At 63.8% G+C, this 19235-nt stretch carries 18 protein-coding genes; 7 read left to right on the top strand and 11 right to left on the bottom strand.

From position 1 onward, the window contains the following. Positions 1-2: 2 nt before the first annotated feature. The 3 genes from I6L39_RS06375 to rhlB form a co-directional block, all read right to left on the bottom strand. Positions 3-986, bottom strand: coding sequence for a DUF4382 domain-containing protein (locus I6L39_RS06375; RefSeq protein ID WP_216991346.1), 984 nt, complete (start codon positions 984-986; stop codon positions 3-5). Positions 987-1188: 202 nt separating this feature from the next. Beyond that, on the bottom strand, positions 1189-2679 hold the full coding sequence (gene gppA, locus I6L39_RS06370; protein ID WP_042079209.1) for a guanosine-5'-triphosphate,3'-diphosphate diphosphatase: 1491 nt from the start codon (positions 2677-2679) through the stop codon (positions 1189-1191). Between the two features lie 13 nt (positions 2680-2692). Further along, the gene (rhlB, locus tag I6L39_RS06365) at positions 2693-3982 is read right to left on the bottom strand and encodes an ATP-dependent RNA helicase RhlB (RefSeq protein WP_042079208.1); all 1290 of its coding nucleotides are present in this window, start codon (positions 3980-3982) and stop codon (positions 2693-2695) included. Positions 3983-4095: 113 nt separating this feature from the next. On the opposite strand from rhlB, the gene trxA reads away from it, so the two are divergent. The 5 genes from trxA to fre all read left to right on the top strand — a co-directional run bounded on the left by trxA (position 4096) and on the right by fre (position 9361). Continuing rightward, positions 4096-4422, top strand: a complete 327-nt coding sequence (trxA, locus tag I6L39_RS06360) for a thioredoxin TrxA (RefSeq protein ID WP_042079207.1) — start codon at positions 4096-4098, stop codon at positions 4420-4422. A gap of 204 nt (positions 4423-4626) precedes the next feature. Further along, the gene (rho, locus tag I6L39_RS06355) at positions 4627-5892 is read left to right on the top strand and encodes a transcription termination factor Rho (protein ID WP_042079206.1); all 1266 of its coding nucleotides are present in this window, start codon (positions 4627-4629) and stop codon (positions 5890-5892) included. A gap of 108 nt (positions 5893-6000) precedes the next feature. After that, positions 6001-7005: a hypothetical protein gene (locus I6L39_RS06350; RefSeq protein ID WP_042079204.1), complete on the top strand. Its 1005-nt coding sequence runs from the start codon at positions 6001-6003 to the stop codon at positions 7003-7005. A 33-nt stretch (positions 7006-7038) separates the two neighbouring features. After that, the gene (gene ubiD / locus I6L39_RS06345) at positions 7039-8508 is read left to right on the top strand and encodes a 4-hydroxy-3-polyprenylbenzoate decarboxylase (RefSeq protein ID WP_209794970.1); all 1470 of its coding nucleotides are present in this window, start codon (positions 7039-7041) and stop codon (positions 8506-8508) included. Between the two features lie 154 nt (positions 8509-8662). After that, positions 8663-9361, top strand: coding sequence for an NAD(P)H-flavin reductase (gene fre / locus I6L39_RS06340; protein ID WP_216991345.1), 699 nt, complete (start codon positions 8663-8665; stop codon positions 9359-9361). A gap of 159 nt (positions 9362-9520) precedes the next feature. Here fre and I6L39_RS06335 read toward each other — a convergent pair whose 3' ends face one another. Then, positions 9521-9778, bottom strand: a complete 258-nt coding sequence (locus I6L39_RS06335) for an accessory factor UbiK family protein (RefSeq protein WP_216991344.1) — start codon at positions 9776-9778, stop codon at positions 9521-9523. A 301-nt stretch (positions 9779-10079) separates the two neighbouring features. Between I6L39_RS06335 and I6L39_RS06330 the strand changes: the two genes are divergently transcribed. Further along, the gene (locus I6L39_RS06330) at positions 10080-12512 is read left to right on the top strand and encodes a VolA/Pla-1 family phospholipase (protein ID WP_216991343.1); all 2433 of its coding nucleotides are present in this window, start codon (positions 10080-10082) and stop codon (positions 12510-12512) included. Between the two features lie 175 nt (positions 12513-12687). Here I6L39_RS06330 and glpG read toward each other — a convergent pair whose 3' ends face one another. Both glpG and glpE read right to left on the bottom strand, forming a co-directional pair. Next, complete coding sequence (gene glpG / locus I6L39_RS06325) at positions 12688-13521, bottom strand: rhomboid family intramembrane serine protease GlpG (protein WP_042079226.1); 834 nt, start codon at positions 13519-13521, stop codon at positions 12688-12690. A 29-nt stretch (positions 13522-13550) separates the two neighbouring features. Further along, complete coding sequence (gene glpE, locus I6L39_RS06320; RefSeq protein ID WP_042079198.1) at positions 13551-13874, bottom strand: thiosulfate sulfurtransferase GlpE; 324 nt, start codon at positions 13872-13874, stop codon at positions 13551-13553. A gap of 165 nt (positions 13875-14039) precedes the next feature. On the opposite strand from glpE, the gene I6L39_RS06315 reads away from it, so the two are divergent. Next, positions 14040-14633 carry a LysE family translocator gene (locus I6L39_RS06315; protein WP_254203748.1) on the top strand — a complete coding sequence of 198 codons (594 nt, stop codon included), beginning with the start codon at positions 14040-14042 and terminating at the stop codon, positions 14631-14633. Here the strand turns inward: I6L39_RS06315 and I6L39_RS06310 are convergent. The 5 genes from I6L39_RS06310 to livH form a co-directional block, all read right to left on the bottom strand. Then, positions 14612-15448, bottom strand: coding sequence for an AraC family transcriptional regulator (locus tag I6L39_RS06310; protein WP_216991757.1), 837 nt, complete (start codon positions 15446-15448; stop codon positions 14612-14614). The two genes, I6L39_RS06315 and I6L39_RS06310, sit on opposite strands and share 22 nt — an antisense overlap. Positions 15449-15536: 88 nt before the next feature. Beyond that, positions 15537-16238, bottom strand: coding sequence for an ABC transporter ATP-binding protein (locus I6L39_RS06305; protein ID WP_042074015.1), 702 nt, complete (start codon positions 16236-16238; stop codon positions 15537-15539). Between the two features lie 8 nt (positions 16239-16246). Next, complete coding sequence (livG, locus tag I6L39_RS06300) at positions 16247-17020, bottom strand: high-affinity branched-chain amino acid ABC transporter ATP-binding protein LivG (RefSeq protein WP_042074016.1); 774 nt, start codon at positions 17018-17020, stop codon at positions 16247-16249. Then, positions 17017-18285 carry a high-affinity branched-chain amino acid ABC transporter permease LivM gene (locus I6L39_RS06295; protein ID WP_209794966.1) on the bottom strand — a complete coding sequence of 423 codons (1269 nt, stop codon included), beginning with the start codon at positions 18283-18285 and terminating at the stop codon, positions 17017-17019. The genes livG and I6L39_RS06295 overlap by 4 nt, the downstream gene beginning before the upstream one ends. After that, positions 18282-19208 carry a high-affinity branched-chain amino acid ABC transporter permease LivH gene (gene livH, locus I6L39_RS06290; protein ID WP_042074019.1) on the bottom strand — a complete coding sequence of 309 codons (927 nt, stop codon included), beginning with the start codon at positions 19206-19208 and terminating at the stop codon, positions 18282-18284. The genes I6L39_RS06295 and livH overlap by 4 nt, the downstream gene beginning before the upstream one ends. Positions 19209-19235 lie beyond the last annotated feature (27 nt).

The raw sequence follows: 19235 nt of genomic DNA, 5'->3' as shown, positions 1-19235 counted from the left end.
CGTCACTGGAAATTGATGCTGGTGGTCGGGGCCGTCACCGGCTGCGCCTTCAGCACCTGCTCCAGCTGCAGCGGGTCGCCGGCCAGCTCGGGATCATCCTCGTCGCCGTTGCAGACCAGCACCATGTCGTAGCTGCCGAGGTTGACGAAGCCCAGCTCGTAGCCGTAACCACCACCCGTCAGGGGAACGACGGGGGCGCTGGCGTAGAAGCCGTTGTCGAGGTCGGCCATGTCGGGATAGGCGTCATCTCCCACAGGGCGCAGCTCGTCGTAGAAGTAGACGAAGGCCTTGTCGGTGAGCTGGCCGCCGCAGAGCCCTGCCGCCACCGTGCCCCTGACGGTGGCGACCTCGGTGTTGTTCACCAGTCGCACCCCTCTGGGCTTGAGCTTGTAATGCTCCTCGTGGCCCGGCAGCACCATGGAGTGGCGCAGGTCGAACTCTGTGGTGAAGGCGCTGAGGCCGTTGGCGGCGATGGTGAAGGCATCCAGCTTCAGCTCGTTGCTCGGCACCTCCAGCGGCTTGATCACGCCGTCATCCTGCAGGACGTAGGAGTAGGGTGTGCCATCCGGGAATTGATTGCCTGCATCCCGGCCATCCAGGATCCGCAGCCGCATCTGGCTGTAGTCGCCGGGGACCACGCTCTGGCTGGCCAGCAGGGGTCGGCTGCTGGAGCCCGGGTATTTCAGCAGATCGATATAGGTGAACAGGGGGTGGCCTGAGGCGTCCAGAGGGATGAGCTCTCCCGTCGGCGTGCAGCCATCGTCCTGGGCAGACGTCAGGAAGCTGGCGGTGGTCCAGGCCAGCTCGCTCCCCGAGACGGGGTGGATGCTGATGTTGGAGACGGCGATGCAGACCTTGCTGACCGAATCCACCGGGGCATCGGAGAAGGCCAGGGACATCTCGGCATTCTGCTGGCTGTTGTCGTCACTGCCGCCACCGCAGGCGGTCAGCAGGGCAGTCAGGGCTATCAGGGGTAAATGTTTCATGGTTTCCGTTCCTGTGAGAGAGACAACTCAACTCTAGCCGAGCCGCTGGCACAGGCTAGATGGCAGGAGGGGGCGAAGAACCGGAATCGGGTTGAAAGTACAATAAAATCAACGATAAGGCGTTGAATGGCGCCAGTGATGGCTGCGAAAGGGATTGTCGGAACGGGCGGGAAAAGAAGCGAAGCGGGCGCAGGGCGCCCGTTCAGGCTTCCAGCAGGCGGGTGGACCAGCCCATCTTCTGCTGGCGCTCCACTTCCAGGCGCAGCTCGCTGGCCCTCAGGTAGTGCTCGTCCAGCCAGCCCCTGGGCAGGGTCAGGGTCAGGGCATCCTCATCGGCCTGCAGCATGAACTGGGGCACTGTACCCTGGGTGCGGCGCATGCAGAGGATCAGGGAGATGCGCAGGATGCGGGCCAGCCGGATCGCCTGGCGAGCCGTCACGGCGCCCTGTTTCTCCAGCGGCTCCAGCTTGAAGTCGTCCCGCTGGTTGAGCAGCAGGGCCGACAGCAGCTTCTTCTGGGCCGGGGTGAAGCCCGGCATGTCGATGTTGTCGATGATGTAGGCGGCGTGTTGCGGCGCCTTCTTGTACTCGATGCAGAGCCCGATCTCGTGCAGCAGGGCCGCGTAGCGCAGGATCGGGCGACCGTAGCGCTTGGAGAGGCGCCAGGCCGGCTGCAGCTGGGTGAAGGCCTGGATGGCGGTGTCGCGCACCCGCTCGGCGTGTTCCTTGTCCAGCTGGTAGCGGCTGATCAGGCTGTCGGCGGTGCGATCCCGGGCGTCACAGTCGTGATTGTTGCCGAGCAGACCGTAGATCAGCCCCTCGCGCAGCGCCCCACCCGCCAGCGTCATGCTCTCGATGCCGAGGGTCTCGAAGATGGCGATCAGGATGGCGAGGCCGGAGGGGAACACGGTCAGCCGCTCGGCGGCCAATCCTTCCAGCCGCAGTTGATCCAGCCTGCCGCAGGCGATGGCCTGACCCATCAGCTCCTGCAGTTTCGGCAACGTGACCCGCTCGCTCTTCCCCTGGGCCAGCATGATCTCCTGCAGCGCCTGGACGGTGCCGGAGGCGCCGACGCAAGTGCGCCAGCCGAGGGCGCGGTAATCTTCCGCTACCTTCTCCAGTACCGCCTTGGCGCCGGTGATGGCCTGCTCGAAGCGGGTCTCGGAGAGCTCGCCGTCACCGAAGTGGTTGTTGAGCCAGGTGACGCAGCCCATGTGCAGGCTGTTGAGCAGCTTGGCCTCGCTCTGCTCGCCGATCACCAGCTCGGTGCTGGCGCCGCCGATGTCGATCACCAGCCGGTTGCCTTCCCCGGCCGAGGTCCAGGAGACCCCCTCGTAGATGGTCTTGGCCTCTTCCTCGCCCGAGATGATCTCGATACTGTGGTTGAGCACCCGTTCCGCTTCGCTCAGGAACTCGTCGACGTTGGTGGCCAGGCGCAGGGTGGCGGTGCCGACGACCCGGATGTTGTCGGACGGGATGTCCTGCAACTGCTCGGAGAAGAGGCGCAGACAGTCCCAGCCCCGCTCCATGGCGGCGCGATTGAGGCGGAAGTCGGCATCCAGGCCGGCGGCGAGGCGAACCTTGCGCTTGACCTTGGTGACGGTGCGCAGAGCGCCGGCGACCTCGCGCACCACCAGCATGTGAAAGCTGTTGGAGCCGAGGTCGATGGCGGCATAGAGAGGCGAGTTGTGCAACTTGGCCAGTCCCTCAGTTCTTGCGGGGCGGACGGCGGCGGTTGTTGCTGTTGCCGCCACCCTGGCGATCCCGCATGTTGCGGTTCACCGGCTGACGGTTGCGGAACACCCGTTTCGGGGCGGTCACGTCATCCAGCAGCGCCTCGCGGTCGTACTTGCTGACCGGGATGGGGTGGTGGATGTACTCCTCGATGGCCGGCAGGTTGAAGGCATAGTCTTCACAGGCCAGGCTGATGGAGTGACCGCTCTTGCCGGCGCGGCCGGTACGGCCGATGCGGTGGACATAGTCCTCGGCGTCGTCGGGCAGGTCGTAGTTGAAGACGTGGGTCACGTCCGGGATGTGCAGACCGCGGGCGGCCACGTCGGTGGCGACCAGGATGTCCAGCTGACCCTTGGTGAACTCGTCTAGGATCTTCATCCGTTTCTTCTGGGGCACGTCGCCAGTCAGCAGGCCGACGCGGTGGCCGTCGTTCTCCAGCCAGGCGTGAACGTCTTCACAGACGTGCTTGGTGTTGGCGAAGACGATGGCCTTCTCCGGCCACTCCTCTTCCATCAGGGAGAGCAGCAGCAACATCTTGTCTTCGTTGGAGGGGTAGAAGAGCTCCTCCTTGATGCGCACGCCCGTCATCTGCTCCGGCTCGACCTGCACGTGTTCCGGGTGGTTCATGTGCTCGTAGGCCAGCTCCTGCACCCGCAGGGAGAGGGTGGCGGAGAACAGCATGCTCAGACGCTCGGTGGCGGGGGGCATGCGGCGGAACAGGAAGCGGATGTCCTTGATGAAGCCGAGATCGAACATGCGATCCGCTTCGTCCAAGACGACGACCTGGATGTTGCCGAGATCGATGACCTTGGACTTGAAGTAGTCGATGATGCGGCCCGTGGTGCCGATCAGGATGTCGACGCCCTGCTCCAGCACGGCCAGCTGCTTGTCGTAGCCTTCGCCGCCGTAGGCGAGGCCGAGTTTGAGACCGGTAGAGGCGGACATGCTCTCCGCGTCGTTATAGATCTGGACCGCCAGCTCCCGGGTCGGGGCCATGATGATGGCGCGTGGCTGGTTGACGAGGCGTGGCCTGGTCAGCGGATGGGTCAGCAGATAGTTGAAGGTCGCCGCCAGGAAAGCCAGGGTTTTGCCGGTTCCCGTCTGGGCCTGACCGGCGAGGTCATGACCTTCTACCAGCAGCGGCAGGGAGAGCGCCTGGATGGGCGTACAATAGTGAAATCCCTTTGATTCCAGACCAGCCAGAACTTCGGGTTCGAGGCCCATTTGGGCGAATTTTTCGGTCGTTAGATGTGTTTTGCTCATGGCGGTAGGTTATCAGGTTAGGCTTGCAATAATAAACAGGATCATTTCAAATAGGGCAACTATTGCCTTTGTTGAACCATCAATAAAGCCTTAATTACTGACTGGAGTTGGAGATGAGTGACAAGATTGTTCAGCTGAGCGATGCCAGCTTCGAGGCCGATGTAATCAAAGCCGACAGCCCCGTTCTGGTCGATTTCTGGGCTGAATGGTGTGGTCCGTGCAAGATGATTGCCCCGATCCTGAACGAGGTTGCTCAGGAATACGAAGGTCGCGTGACCGTGGCGAAATTGAACATCGATCATAACGCCGACACTCCGCCCAAATACGGCATTCGCGGTATCCCGACCCTGCTGCTGTTCAAGAATGGCGAAGTGGCAGCGACCAAGGTCGGCGCCCTGTCCAAGACGCAGCTGAAAGAGTTCCTGGACGGTAACCTGTAATAATCAAGAAGGAGCGCATTGCAATAATGCGCTCCTTGTGTTTTATCACCTAGACGCTCATCCCGATTGGTGCTAGTTTATCGCTCGTTTGCTAACCTTTTTGCCTGACTCTTTGCTTCACAAGCCTGGCAAGTCAAATCCGATCAGCATCAATCCAGCAGACTGTCTCCTCATTTCAATCCTTGCTTACAGACTTTCACCACTATGAATCTGACTGAACTTAAGAACACTCCTGTGTCCGAGCTGGTACAGCTTGGCGAATCCATGGGGTTGGAAAATCTGGCTCGGGCGCACAAGAAAGACATCATCTTTGCCATCCTCAAGGCGCACGCCAAGGGCGGTGAGGACATCTTTGGCGACGGTGTGCTGGAAATCCTGACCGATGGCTTCGGCTTCCTGCGTAGCGCAGACGGCTCCTACCTGGCCGGCCCGGACGACATCTATGTCTCCCCGAGCCAGATCCGCCGCTTCAACCTGCGCACCGGCGACACCATCTCCGGCAAGATCCGGCCGCCGAAAGAGGGCGAGCGCTACTTCGCCCTGCTCAAGGTCAACGACGTCAACTACGACCGTCCAGAAAACTCCCGCAACAAGATCCTGTTCGAGAACCTGACCCCGTTGCACGCCAACGAGCGTCTGCGCATGGAGCGTGGCAACGGCTCCACCGAAGACATCACCGCTCGCGTGCTGGATCTGGCGTCCCCCATCGGCAAGGGCCAGCGCGGCCTGATCGTCGCACCGCCCAAGGCCGGTAAGACCATGCTGCTGCAGAACATCGCCCAGAGCATCGCCTACAACCACCCGGACTGCGAGTTGATCGTCCTGCTGATCGACGAGCGTCCGGAAGAAGTGACCGAGATGCAGCGGATGGTGAAGGGCGAAGTGATCGCCTCCACCTTCGACGAGCCGGCCTCCCGTCACGTCCAGGTCGCCGAGATGGTGATCGAGAAGGCCAAACGCCTGGTCGAGCACAAGAAGGACGTGGTGATCCTGCTGGACTCCATCACCCGTCTGGCCCGTGCCTACAACACCGTCATCCCGTCCTCCGGCAAGGTACTGACCGGTGGTGTGGATGCGAACGCCCTGCACAGACCCAAGCGCTTCTTCGGCGCGGCCCGCAACGTCGAGGAGGGCGGCAGCCTGACCATCATCGCCACCGCGTTGATCGACACCGGCTCCAAGATGGATGAAGTCATCTACGAAGAGTTCAAGGGGACCGGCAACATGGAGCTGCACCTCTCGCGCAAGATCGCCGAGAAGCGCACCTACCCGGCCATCGACATCACCCGTTCCGGCACCCGCAAGGAAGAGCTGCTGACCGCGCCGGACGAGCTGCAGAAGATGTGGATACTGCGCAAGATCATCCACCCCATGGGGGAGATCGACAGCATCGAGTTCCTGATCGACAAGCTCTCTGCCACCAAGACCAACGACGAGTTCTTCGACTCCATGAAGCGTCAGCAGAAGTAACTGCCTCTTGGCATGACAAAACCGCGGCCCAGGTCGCGGTTTTTGTTTATCTATTTCACGGCTGGCTTAGTAGTATGTGAGCCTAGATGTCACAAGGACAGGGACGTCATGAAGCTGGTATTGCTCATATGGATTGGTTGCCTGCTGGCCACCCAGGCGCACGCCGATACGCCGCCTCGGCTGCAGGCACCTCTGGTGGCGGACGAGGGGCTGCAGGGTCACCGCGACTACCTGAACAGCCGGCTGGCGCTGGGGCAGTTTGATGCCATGGACTCGCTGCTGGCATCGCTGGCGGTGGGGCAGCGGGAGTACCTGCTGTTCCGGTTGCTGGGCGATCTCAAGTCGGCCGAGGCCCCCAGCCCGGCGCTGATCGCCTGGGTGCGGGAGCAGGCCGCCAAGGCACCGCAATGGCTGGTGGAGGGGGAGGTGGACGGCTTCCTGGTCCAGCTGCCCGCCTATGACTTTGCTGCCGAGGCCAGGCTGGTGCTCCATCACTGGCAGCAGCTCGCCTGGCAGGGCAACTACCGCCAGCTGCTGGAGCAGGATCGCTTCGACTTCAAGCAGATCTACTACAGCCGCAATCCGGATCTGGCCCAGCAGCAGCAGGCGCTGCTGACGGTGCTCGAGCGGCAGCCGCCGTCCGTGCTGCGGCGCGAGGCGCAGCGGCTCGCCACCCTCAACCTCTTCCTGCCGGACAACCAGCTGCTGCTGCACTTCATCGAGCGGACGGGGGACACCGCGCTCTACCTCAAGCTGTGGCGCCAACCCGTGGATCACGACAGCCTGGCGGCGCTGCACACCATTCCCCGCTTCTACTCGGGCCAGGAGGCGAGCGATCTGCTGATCGCCGCCAGCCGCAACGGTCGCCTGATGGTGCCCGCCCTGCACCAGCTCAGCCGATTGTCACCGCTGCCGGACGGGGCACAGCAGTATCTGCTGGCGGAGCTCGGCAAGCATCAATATGGCGGGCTGGTGGCCGGACTGCTGCTGGAGATGGACGAGCCCAGGCTGCTGGGGCAGCTGGCGGACAGGCTCACCCGGCAGGAGCGGCGTCACGCCTCGTCCGTCATGATGTCCGATACGGGTACACCGGATTCCCGGCCGGGGTTATAATGCGGGACCTCCTGATCCCGCTAGGGTACCTGCATGAAATACAAGGACTTGCGTGATTTCATCGCGCAGTTGGAACAAAAAGGCCAGCTCAGGCGCATCAGTCGCGAGATAGACCCCTATCTGGAGATGACCGAGATCAGCGACCGCACCCTGCGGGCGGGCGGTCCGGCCCTGCTGTTCGAAAATCCCAAGGGTCATACCATGCCGGTGCTGACGAACCTGTTCGGTACCCCGGACCGGGTCGCCATGGGCATGGGCCAGCCCGACGTCGGCGCCCTGCGCCAGGTGGGCACCTGGCTCTCCTACCTGAAGGAGCCGGAGCCGCCCAAAGGCTTCAAGGAGCTGATGGAGAAGCTGCCGATCTTCAAGCAGGTGCTCAACATGCCGACCAAGCGGCTCTCTTCCGCCCCCTGTCAGCAGGTGGTGCTGGAGGGGGAGGCGGTGGATCTGGACCAGATCCCGATCCAGCACTGCTGGCCCGGCGACGTGGCACCCCTGGTCACCTGGGGCCTCACCATCACCCGGGGCCCCTACAAGAAACGCCAGAACCTCGGCATCTATCGCCAGCAGAAGATCGGCAAGAACAAGCTCATCATGCGCTGGCTGGATCACCGGGGCGGCGCCATCGATTTTCGCGAGTGGCAGGAGGCCCATCCGGGCGAGCGCTTCCCCGTGGTGGTGGCGCTTGGCGCCGATCCTGCGACCATACTCGGCGCCGTGACGCCGGTGCCGGATACCCTCTCCGAATACGCCTTCGCGGGTCTGCTGCGGGGCAGCCGCACCGAGGTGGTAAAAGCCATTAGCTGCGATCTGGAGGTGCCGGCCAGCGCCGAGATCGTGCTGGAAGGCTATCTGGAGCCGGGGGAGATGGCCCCCGAGGGGCCTTATGGCGATCACACCGGCTACTACAACGAGGTGGACGAGTTCCCCGTGTTCACCATCACCCATATCACCAAGCGCCGCGATGCCATCTATCACAGCACCTACACCGGCCGTCCGCCCGATGAGCCTGCGGTGCTCGGGGTGGCGCTCAACGAGGTGTTCGTGCCGCTGTTGCAGAAGCAGTTCCCCGAGATCGTGGACTTCTACCTGCCGCCGGAGGGGTGTTCCTACCGGATGGCGGTGGTCACCATCAAGAAGCGCTACCCCGGCCACGCCAAGCGGGTGATGCTGGGGGTCTGGTCCTTCCTGCGCCAGTTCATGTACACCAAGTTCGTGATCGTCTGCGACGATGACATCAACGCCCGGGACTGGAAGGACGTGATCTGGGCCATCACCACCCGGATGGACCCGGCGCGGGACACCACCCTGATCGAGCACACTCCCATCGACTATCTGGACTTCGCCTCGCCGGTCTCCGGACTCGGCTCCAAAATGGGGCTGGACGCCACCAACAAGTGGCCGGGGGAGAGCAACCGGGAGTGGGGCCAGCCCATAGTCCAGGACGAGGCGGTGAAGCAGAAGATCGATGCCCTCTGGGACGAGCTGAAGATCCTCGACTGAGGGATCCCCCGAGCCGGCGGCCATGGCGATGCAAAAGTGCGGTATTGCCGTGCCGAATTGGGTATGCTCGACGGACCTGACCACGAGCTGGTCGCCATAAAAACAGTGAAACCATGAGCGAAGCGGGCCGGGCAGGCCCCTCACAAGGACAAGAATGCAACGTATCAAGTGCCGCGTAGAGGAACTGCGCGAATATGTCGACACCATCTGGCACGTGGCGCTGGCGCCGCAGCAGGAGGTGAGCTTCAAACCAGGCCAGTACCTGCTGGTGGTGATGAGCGACTCGGACAAGCGCCCCTTCTCCATCGCCAACTCGCCGACCCGCCCCGGTCGGCTGGAGCTGCAGATCGGCGCCACCCCGGAAAATGCCTATGCCGGCCAGGTGCTGGCCCGCATGCGCGAGCAGGGAGAGATCGAGGTCGAGCTGGCCGCCGGCAAGGCGTTCCTGCGCGATGAGTCTCCCCGTCCGCTGATCCTGATGGCGGGGGGCACCGGCTTCTCCTATGCCCGCGCCATCCTGGAGTACCTGATCGATACCGGCAGCAAGCGCCCTGTGTTCCTCTACTGGGGTGTGCGCCAGGCACACTGGCTCTACGAGCTGGAGCAGATGCAGCAGTGGGAGCGCGACTATGCGCCGCTGACCTTCATCCCCGTGGTGCAGGAGCCGGAGGGCGACTGGACCGGCAAGACCGGCCTGGTGCACAAGGCCATCATGGACGACTTCGTCAGCCTGCATGACTACGACATCTATGTGGCGGGTCGCTTCGAGATGGCGGGGGCTGCCCGCGAAGAGTTCAAGGTGCTGGGCGCCGAGCCTGAGCGCATCTTCGGCGACGCCTACGAGTTTATCTGATCAACCTCTGCCCACCCGTCCGCCGCGCGGGACAAGGGCTGGGGATGGGGGAGATTTGGCTCGCTTATCCCATCGAGCCTGCACCCTGTCCGGACGTGAAAAACGACAAACCCCAGCCTGGCTGGGGTTTGTGTTATGTGTGGCGGGCGCGGGCCTGGATCACTCGTCCTTGGCGGCGAGCTGCTGCTCGAGCTGGGCCAGCTTGGCCTCGAGGGCGGTCAGCTTCTCCCGGGTGCGCAGCAGCACCTTGGTCTGCACGTCGAACTCCTCGCGGCTGACCAGATCCAGCTTGTTCAGCTGGGCCTGCAGCACCTGGCGGGTCTTCTTCTCCACCTCTTCACCCATGCTGCGAATGCCGGGCGGCAGGGCGTTGTGAATCTGTTTGGCGATCTCTTCCAGTTTTTTCGGGTCGATCATGGGGGTCTCCTTAAGCAATGGCGCCATTCTACCGACAAATCGCCCCCTTTGCCGAGATCGGGGCGGCTTTTTGCGCCACTGCCCAGATTAGGCTCTGGTCGGGTCTGGTTATCCGCCGGATGCTGCTACCCTCTGGCGCCGGGCTCGATTCCAATTCCTTGACGTTGTACACAAAAAAATCAGATCAGATGACCGACCAGAGGGCTTATTAATTGTTGCGTTGCTGTTAATATGGCTCGGTCGGGTTTGAACCCTACCCCGTCAGGCTCATCATGGATAACAACATAAAAGAGATAAGGATATGAAGAAAAAGCTAATTTATGCGGCCGTCATCAGTGCGCTGCTGAGCGGTTGTGGTGGCAGTGACGACAACACAGGCGATACCTCAAGCTATCTCGATTATCTGCTGAGCGGTTCCAACGCGGTTCGTCCCAGCGCCCTGGCCGCCCGTGCCACCGACGGCACCCTGAAGTTCTCCACCGAGACGGCGGATCTCTCCAACCCTGTCTCCGCCCTCTCCACTCTGGATGGCTGGTCCACCACCCAGGCGATCCAGATAGTGCCCGTGACTGCCTCCGGCATCACCGTCAAGGCGCCGGCCGCCGCCGAGTTCGCCGCCTCTGTGGCACCGCTTTATCTGATGGAGCTGGAGTTTGACAGCGCGGCCCTGCGCCCGAGCGGCGTGAAGAAGGTACTGACCTATGGTGTGGACTTCGTGGTCGCCGAGTCGGCCGGCAAGCTGAACCTGGTGCCGCTCAAGCCGCTCAACCCCTCTTCCTACTACATGATCGTCGCAACCGACTCGTTGAAAGACAGCACGGGCAACCCCCTGCGTCCGGGCAGTGACTACAGCACCTACAAGGGCAGTACCGGCGGCACTGCCCAGGAGCAGACCATCAGCGGCCTGATCGCGCTGCAGGAAGGGCTGTTCAAGGCGGCCACCGGCATCACCAGCGACCACGTGATCTTCTCCGACTGGTTCGGTACCCAGTCCGGTGCCGACGTGCTGGTGGCGGTGAAAGGGGCGGCCGCGGCCGTGCTCAAGGCCGATCCGGCCACTCTGGATGCCGCCAAGGTATGGAAGCAGGACGCCCTGGGCAACACCAACCTGCCCGGCACTTACATGGCTAGTTGGGATGCTAGTGCTCCTCTTTTCATGGATGCACTTGATAACGTATCGGACCTGTTACTGCCTGTAGATTCAAAAGAGGCAATTAAAACTGGAGTCGCTGCCGCCGGTTTAACCCCTGTCGCAAATGTCACTAAGGTCTATACCGGCACCGTCAAGCTGCCCTACTTCCTCTCTTCCCCGGCCACCGCCGGCTCCTGGGACAAGGCCAGGACCCAGTCCTGGCACGGTGCCATCCCCAGCCTGTACGCCATCGCCAACGCCTTGAAGGCTCAGGATACCGAGGTGATCGGCGGTCTGGTGGGGGCGGGCGTGGATCCGGACCTGCTGGGCGAACTCATCGCCGATCCGAGCCGTCAGGCCGAGCTGCTGGCACAGGCGAGCAAGCTGATCGGGGTGACTCTCACCTCCGGCGGCAAGGCGCTGGATCCCGAGATGAACGTCGGTCGCTTCAACCCGCTGCCGGCGCTGGAAGAGGTGCAGTCCGTGCCGATGCGCATCTTCGCCGCAACCGATGACCTGAACACCATCACAGACGTGATCATCTATCAGCACGGCGTCACCTCGGTGAAGGAGAACGCCTACGCCCTGGCCCTGGGTCAGATCTATGCCGGCATGCAGGCAGGCAAGAACGTGGCCGTGGTGGTGATCGATCATCCGCTGCACGGCGAGCGCGGCTTCGCCCTGACCGGCAGCATGGACTCGGTGACCACCTCCGACAACCCGACCCCCTACCTGAACCTGAGTTACCTGACGGTGGCACGAGACAACCTGAAACAGAGCGTGGCGGATCTGCTGGGTCTGCGTCTGGCGGTGGGCCTGGCCAACAGCCAGAACGCCATCGGTCAGAAGGGCAGCCTCAAGGTCCACTTCCTGGGTCACTCCCTGGGGGCCATCGCGGGGGCCAGCCTGCTGGCGGTGGCTAACCAGAAGCTCGGTAACGCTCAAGCGGATGCCCTGTTCAAGTTCGATACCGGTGGCCTGGCCATGCCGGGTGGCGGCATAGCGCCGCTGCTGCTGAACTCGCCGACCTTCGGCCCGACGATCCAGATGAGCGTGCTGACCGCCGGCAGCGCGGCCCTGAAGGCGGCCTTCACCGCCTACGCCCCGAACTGCAAGACGGCGGTGCCGACCTGCTTCGTCAACGAGTTCCTGCCGAGCCAGGATGCGGCCACCCAGGCGAGCGCCGCCAGCACCCTGCAGAGCTACAGCTTCGCGGCCCAGTCGGTGCTGGATTCCGCGGACCCGATCAACCTGGGTCGCGGCATAGCGGCGGACTTCCCGCTGTTTGCCACTGAAATCGTCGGCGACGGCGCCCTGAGCCTGTCGGATCGGGTGATCCCGAACAGCATCGCCACCGCCCCCCTGGGTGGTACCGAGCCGCTGTTCAAGGTCCTGGCCCTGCAACCGCTGACCGCCACCGGCGCCGCCAGCCACCATGCGGCCCGCTTCGTGGCCGGGGGGCACAGCTCGCTGCTGGCACCGGACGAGGACTTCGATCCGACCGGCGCCGTCACCACAGAGATGCAGACCCAGTTCGGCAGCTTCTTCGCAAGCGATGGTGCTCTGGTCAAGGTGACCGACGCCAGCCTGCTCAAGCAGTAAGCCGGCCGACCAATAAAAACACCGCCCCTTGGGGCGGCGTTTTTTTATGGCAAATCGGCTCAGGCTGGCCTGTGGTGCCTGTCCAGCCATCCCTGAGCAAGGCTGAGCAGCAGGCCGACCAAGTGAGCCATGTTGGCCGTGCTATGGTTGCCGAGCTGTTGCCGACAACCAGGTCTCACACCGGCCTGTGGTGCCTGTCCAGCCAGCCTTGAGCCAGGCCGACCAGCAGGCCGACCAGGTGAGCCATGTTGGCCGTGGGGGTGCCGAGCATGTCGAAGAAGCCGAGCACCAGCCAGACCAGCATGAAGCCCATCAGGGCCGGCGGCATGGCGAGGCCGCAATCCGGTTGCAGCCTAGCGCGCAGCCAGCTGTAGCCGAGCAGGGCATAGACCACCCCGGAGAGGCCGCCGAAGCGCGGGCCGCTCGCGAAGAATTCGGCGATGTTGGGGAGTGCAGCCCCGACGATGAGCAGGATGAACAGCTTGCCGCTGCCGAGGCGCTGCTCGATCTGGCCCCCCAGATACCACCACCACAGCAGGTTGAACACCAGGTGCAGCACCGAGAAGTGGATGAAGGCCGGGGTGACGTAACGCCAGGCCTGCCAGTCGGTGAACTGGGCCAGGGTGGGGTGGAAGGCGAGCTCGTCGAAGATGGGCAGGCCGATGGCATCCAGGGCATAGATGGCCAGGCAGGCGATGATGACCACCAGGGTCAGGGGGCCCGCCTGATGGAGAAAGTCGGTAATCGGATCCGTCATCCCCTTGCTGTAGTCGATGCGGGCGTCGGCCCGGCCAGACTGCCAGGAGGCTTCCATGTAGCGGGGATGATTGGGCTCGGCCAGGAAGCGCTTCACCTCCTGCTGGGCCTGGGCGAGGCGCCGCTCGTCCGCCAGCCAGACCGAGACGCCGAGCTCGGACTGGGTCAGCTCGCACGGGATGCCCAGGGTGGCGAGGTAATCCACCAGCGCCTGGGCCATGCGGGCGTCGCCCAGCACCAGCAGCTGGATCATGCCGGCCGGGGAGGAGTTGCCTGCCTCCGTCATGCGTCCCCCGCCTGGATCGGGAACTCCCTGCGCCAGGCCTCGAAACCGCCATCCAGGCTGTAGACCTCGTCATAGCCTTGTTGCAGCAGGTACTGGGCCGCCCCCTGGCTGCTGTTGCCGTGGTAGCACATCACGATGACAGGGGTATCGAAGTCCACCTCGTTCATAAAGCGCACCAGGGTGCCGTTGGTGAGGTGGAAGGCGCCGACCGCGTGGGCCGTCTCGAAGGATTGGGGATCGCGAATGTCCACGAGACGGGCTTCACCGGCGCTCAGCTTCTGGTGGGCATCCTGGGCGCTGATATGGGCAAACTGGTCCATTGAGATGTCCTGAAAATGGGGGGATTGAAGGGCAGTTTACCGCAAGCGGGGGCTGGCGCTAAGCCCGCAATGTGTGGGGATTTCCGGGGGATCGCAATTTCCTTCAATATCGGACGGGGGCGAATGACTAGGGTGGAGACTCCACTCCTTTTACGAGCATCATCCATGGAAATCAGTCTGTTGTTCTCCATGGCCGGGTTTGCCCTGGCCATGTCCATCTCCCCCGGTCCGGTCAACCTGGTCGCCCTCGGCACCGGCGCCCGTTACGGCTTCCCCGCCAGCCTGCGCCACGTGGTGGGGGCGACCCTGGGCTTCATCCTGTTGCTGCTGCTGATGGGGCTGGGCCTCGGCGGCGCCCTGTCCCGCTGGCCCCTGGTGGCCGGTGTCCTGCACTGGGGCGGTGTGCTCTTTCTCTGCTACCTGGCCTGGCAGTTGCTGGTGGACTCCGGTCGGGTGGAGGGGGTGGACGGCGGGCCGCCCGCCTTCTGGTACGGTGCCCTGATGCAGTGGCTCAACCCCAAGGCCTGGCTGGCGGCAAGCATGGGGATGGGGGCCTACGGGGTCGCGGGCGGGGTGGGGCAGATAGTGCTGTTCACCGCCCTCTATCTGGTGATCTGCCTCGTCTCCATCGCCTGCTGGGCCTATGCGGGCAGCCGATTGCAGGGGTGGCTGATCGCGCCCCGCCGGTTGCGCTGGTTCAACCGGGCCATGGCGCTCTTGCTGCTGCTCAGCGCCGCCTATCTGGTGCGTTCGTCCTGAGGGGCGAGCTGCGCCCTGTACTGGCCCGGCGTGGCGGCGACCCGGCGCTTGAACTGGCGCTGGAAGTGCGCCTGATCGGCAAAACCGCTGGCAAGGGCCACCTCCGCCAGGGGCTGCCCCTGCCTGAGCAGGGTGCGGGCGTGGCGGATGCGCCTGTCCAGCAGATACGCGTGGGGGGTCATGCCGTAGTGGCGGCTGAAGGCGCGCACGAAGTGGGAGGGGGTGAGTCCGGCCACCGCGCTCAGTTCGGCCAGGCTGAGGGGGCTGGCGCTCTCGTCCTGCATCAGCTCGGCGGCCCGTTGCAGGTGTTGGGGCGGGCGATCGTCCCAGCGTGCCGGGGTGAGCCTGGCCAGCAGCTGGCGGCTGAAGAGGTGGCAGGCCACCTCCCGGGCCAGGGGATCGGGCTCATCCACCAGTTGCCGGTGAAGCCGGCACAGTCCCCGATAGAGCAGGGGATCCCGGCTGGCGGTCATGTCGAAGGGGCGAAACGCGTTGCCGAGTCCGGCCTCTTCCTGTTGGCGCTGCAACCAGAGGTTGTCGATGTAGAACATCAGATAGGACCAGGGCTGGTCGTCGATGGGGTTGCAGGCGTGCACCTCCTCCGGGTTCATCAGCACCAGGCTGCCGCGACCGACCTCCTGAAGGCTGCGCTGGTTGAGGTAGTGGCTGTGGCCGCCGGTGATGGCGCCGATGGAGAAGTGGGGATGGCTGTGCTTGTCGTAGCAGACGCGGCGGCCATCCTGCACCGCCCGCGCCTCGATAAAGGGCTGCGCAGGGTCGTGCCAGAAGTGGTGGCGATCCGGCGTCTCCCTCATCCGGCTCAAGGGGTGAGCCTCTGACGGGGAGTGTCCCCCGGCCGCGCCGGGTGGCCGCGGTCGGGGGAGACGGGGTGGCAATACACGCTTAGCCGCCGAGGTAGGCCTGGCGGACGGCGGGGTTGGCCAGCAGGGCCGCCCCCGTATCCTGCAGCACCACCCGGCCGTTCTCCAGCACATAGCCGCGATCCGCCAGCTTGAGCGCCTGGTTGGCGTTCTGCTCCACCAGGAAGATGGTCATCCCCTTCTGGCGCAGCTGCTCTATGGTGTCGAAGATCTGCTGGATGACGATGGGGGCCAGCCCGAGCGACGGTTCATCCAGCAGCAGCAGACGCGGCTTGCTCATCAGGGCGCGGCCGATGGCCAGCATCTGCTGCTCGCCGCCGGACATGGTGCCGGCCCGCTGCTCCAGCCGCTCGTGCAGCCGGGGGAACAGGGTGAAAATCTGGTCCAGCAGGCCGCGCTGCTCCGCCTTGTCGACGAAGAAGGCCCCCATCAGCAGGTTCTCCTCCACCGTCAGGCGGGCGAAGATGCGGCGCCCCTCCGGCACCACGGCGATGTCCTTGCGCATGATGCGGGCGGTGCTGAGGGTGTTGATCTGCTCTCCCTCGAACCAGATGCTGCCGCTGCTGGGCTTGGGTTCGCCACAGAGCGTCATCAGCAATGTGGTCTTGCCGGCGCCATTGGCGCCGATCAGGGTGACGATCTCGCCCTCTTTTACTTCGACGCTGACGTCGTGCAGCGCCTGAATCTTGCCGTAATGGGTCGATACGTTGCGAAGTTCTAACATCATGACTCCTATGATTCGCCCAGATAGGCCTTGATCACCGCCGGGTTGCTACGAATGTCGTCCGGCTTGCCGTTGGCCAGGGGCGTGCCCTGGTTGACCACGAAGATGCGGCTGGAGATCTCCATCACCAGCTTCATATCGTGCTCTATCAACAACACTGACACCCCGAACTCGTCCCTCAGGTTGGAGATGAGCTCGTTGAGCTCGTCCGTCTCGTGGGGGTTGAGGCCGGCGGCCGGCTCGTCCAGCATCAGCAGCTCTGGCCGGGTCGCCATGCAGCGGGCGATCTCGAGCCGGCGCTGCTGGCCGTAGGCCAGGTTCCCCGCGGCGCGGTTCGCGAGATCCTTGAGCCCCACCTTCTCCAGCCAGAACGCGGACTGTTCCAGCCCCTCTTTCTCGGCGCGGCGGAAGGCCGGGGTCTTGAACAGGCCGGCGAGGAAGCCGGTGTTGAGGTGCCTGTGCTGGGCCACCAGCAGGTTCTCCACCGCCGTCATCTCCTTGAACAGGCGCACGTGCTGGAAGGTCCGCACTATGCCCTTGCGGGCGATGAGGTGGCCGGGCAGGCCCTGGATCTCCTCGCCCTTGTAGCGGATGACACCGCCGCTCGGGCGATAGAAGCCGGTCAGGCAGTTGAAGATGGTGGTCTTGCCGGCGCCGTTGGGGCCTATGATGGAGATCACCTCCCCCTTGTTCACGTCCAGCTTGACGCCGTTGACCGCGAGCAGGCCGCCGAAGCGCATCGACAGATCTGAGACATCCAACAATGTGTGATTGTTGCTCATTTACGCAGCTCCATATGGGGTCGACTCATGGGCAGCAGTCCCTGCGGCCGCCAGATCATCATGAATACCATCAAGAGACCGAACATCAGCATGCGATATTCGTTGAACTCGCGGGCGAGCTCCGGCAGCACCGTCATGACGATGGCCGCCAGCACCACCCCGATCTGGGAACCCATGCCCCCCAGCACCACGATGGCGAGTACGATGGCCGACTCGATGAAGACGAAGGACTCCGGGCTGATGAAGCCCTGGCGCGAGGCGAAGAAGCTGCCGGCGAAGCCCGCGAAGCAGGCACCTATGGTGAAGGCGGTCAGCTTGATGATGGTGGGGTTGAGCCCCAGGGATTTGCAGGCGATCTCGTCCTCTCGCAGCGCCTCCCAGGCGCGGCCCAGCGGCATGCGCAGCAATCGGTTGATGACGAACAGGGTGGCGATCACCAGCACCAGCGCCATCAGGTAGAGGAAGATCACCTTGTGGTTCGCGTTGTAGGCGATGCCGAAGAACTCGTGGAAGGTCTCGAAGCCGCCGTCCTTGACGGTGCGGTTGAACTCCAGGCCCCCCAGGGTCGGCTTGGGAATGCCGGAGATCCCGTTCGGGCCGCCGGTCAGGGTGGTCATGTTGTTGAGCAGGATGCGGATGATCTCGCCAAAGCCCAGGGTGACGATGGCCAGGTAGTCCCCCCGCAGCCGCAGCACCGGGAAGCCGAGCAGGAAGCCGAAGGTGGCCGCCATCAGGCCGGCGATGGGCAGACATTCCCAGAAGCTCAGGCCGAAGTAGCTGTTGAGCAGGGCGTAGCTGTAGGCGCCGACCGCATAGAAGCCGACGTAGCCGAGATCCAGCAGGCCGGCGAGGCCCACCACCACGTTCAGGCCCAGCCCCAGCATGATGTAGATAAGCGTCAGGGTGGCCAGATCGATGGCGCCGCGGGAGGCCATGAAGGGCCAGCTCACCGCGAACAGCAGCACCAGCACGGCAGTCAGGTTATAGAGCTTGGGCGCCTCCTCCGGGCTTGGCAGCACCAGCTTGGTGAAGCCGACGGAGAAGCCGCTGATGGAGGCCTGGAACAGGCGCGCGATCTGGCCGCGCAGCATCTGGAACCAGAAGACGAGGGTGGCGCCCCCCAGCAGCCAGGCGAGGGACACATCGAGGCGACTCACCACCAGCAGGCGGGAGCCGTCGGTCTCCAGCTCGAAGCCGAGCAGCCAGAAGGAGAGCACCAGCAGCATCAGGCTGGCGATGCAGGCATGGATGAATTGCTTTTTCATACCTTCTCGACCTCCGGGCGACCCAGGATGCCGGTGGGCATAAACAGCAGCACGAAGATGAGCAGGGCGAAGGCCATGACATCCTTGTACTCGGTGCTGAGGTAGCCGGCGGTGAGCGCCTCCACCACGCCGAGCAGCAGGCCGCCCAGCACGGCACCCGGGATGCTGCCGATGCCGCCCAGTACCGCTGCCGTAAATGCCTTGAGACCGGCCATAAAGCCGAGATAGGGGTTGATGACGCCGTAGTACATGCCGAGCAACACGCCGGCGACGGCGGCCAGGGCGGCCCCCAGCACGAAGGTGATGGAGATGACCACATGGGTGTCTATGCCCAGCAGGTTCGCCATCTTGATGTCTTCGGAGCAGGCGCGGCAGGCGCGGCCCATGCGGGAGCGGCCGATGAACTGGGTCAGCGCCAGCATGGTGACGAAGGTCACCACGAAGATGATGAGCTGCATGTAGGAGAGGCTGGCCTGGAAGCCGTCCTCGCCGCCGAGGGACCAGCCCCCGGAGATCAGGGTGGGCATGGCGATGTCGCGCGAGCCCTGTGCCATCCGCATCATGTTCTGCAGGAAGATCGACATGCCGATGGCGGAGATGAGGGGGATCAGGCGGTTGCCGCCCCGCAGCGGGCGATAGGCGACCCGCTCTATGGTCCAGCCATAGCTGCCGGTGATGATGATGCTGACCAGGAAGGCGCCCCCCAGCAGCAGCACAGTGCTGTCGATGCCCATCATCATGAGCCCGGCCATCACCATGAAGGCGACGTAGGAGCCGATCATGTAGACCTCGCCGTGGGCGAAGTTGATCATGCCGATGATGCCGTAGACCATGGTGTAGCCGATGGCGATCAACGCATAGGTGCTGCCTATGGTCAATCCGTTCAGCAACTGCTGAACCAGGTAAAGAAGGTGTTCGGACATACCGCGTTCCCTGTACTTGCCCGCAAA

The organism is Aeromonas sp. FDAARGOS 1409, from assembly GCF_019048705.1.
GTDB classification, from domain to species: Bacteria; Pseudomonadota; Gammaproteobacteria; order Enterobacterales; family Aeromonadaceae; genus Aeromonas; species Aeromonas sanarellii.
Note: the sequence above shows the minus strand (reverse complement) of the source record. Positions and strands in the feature narration are given on the sequence as shown.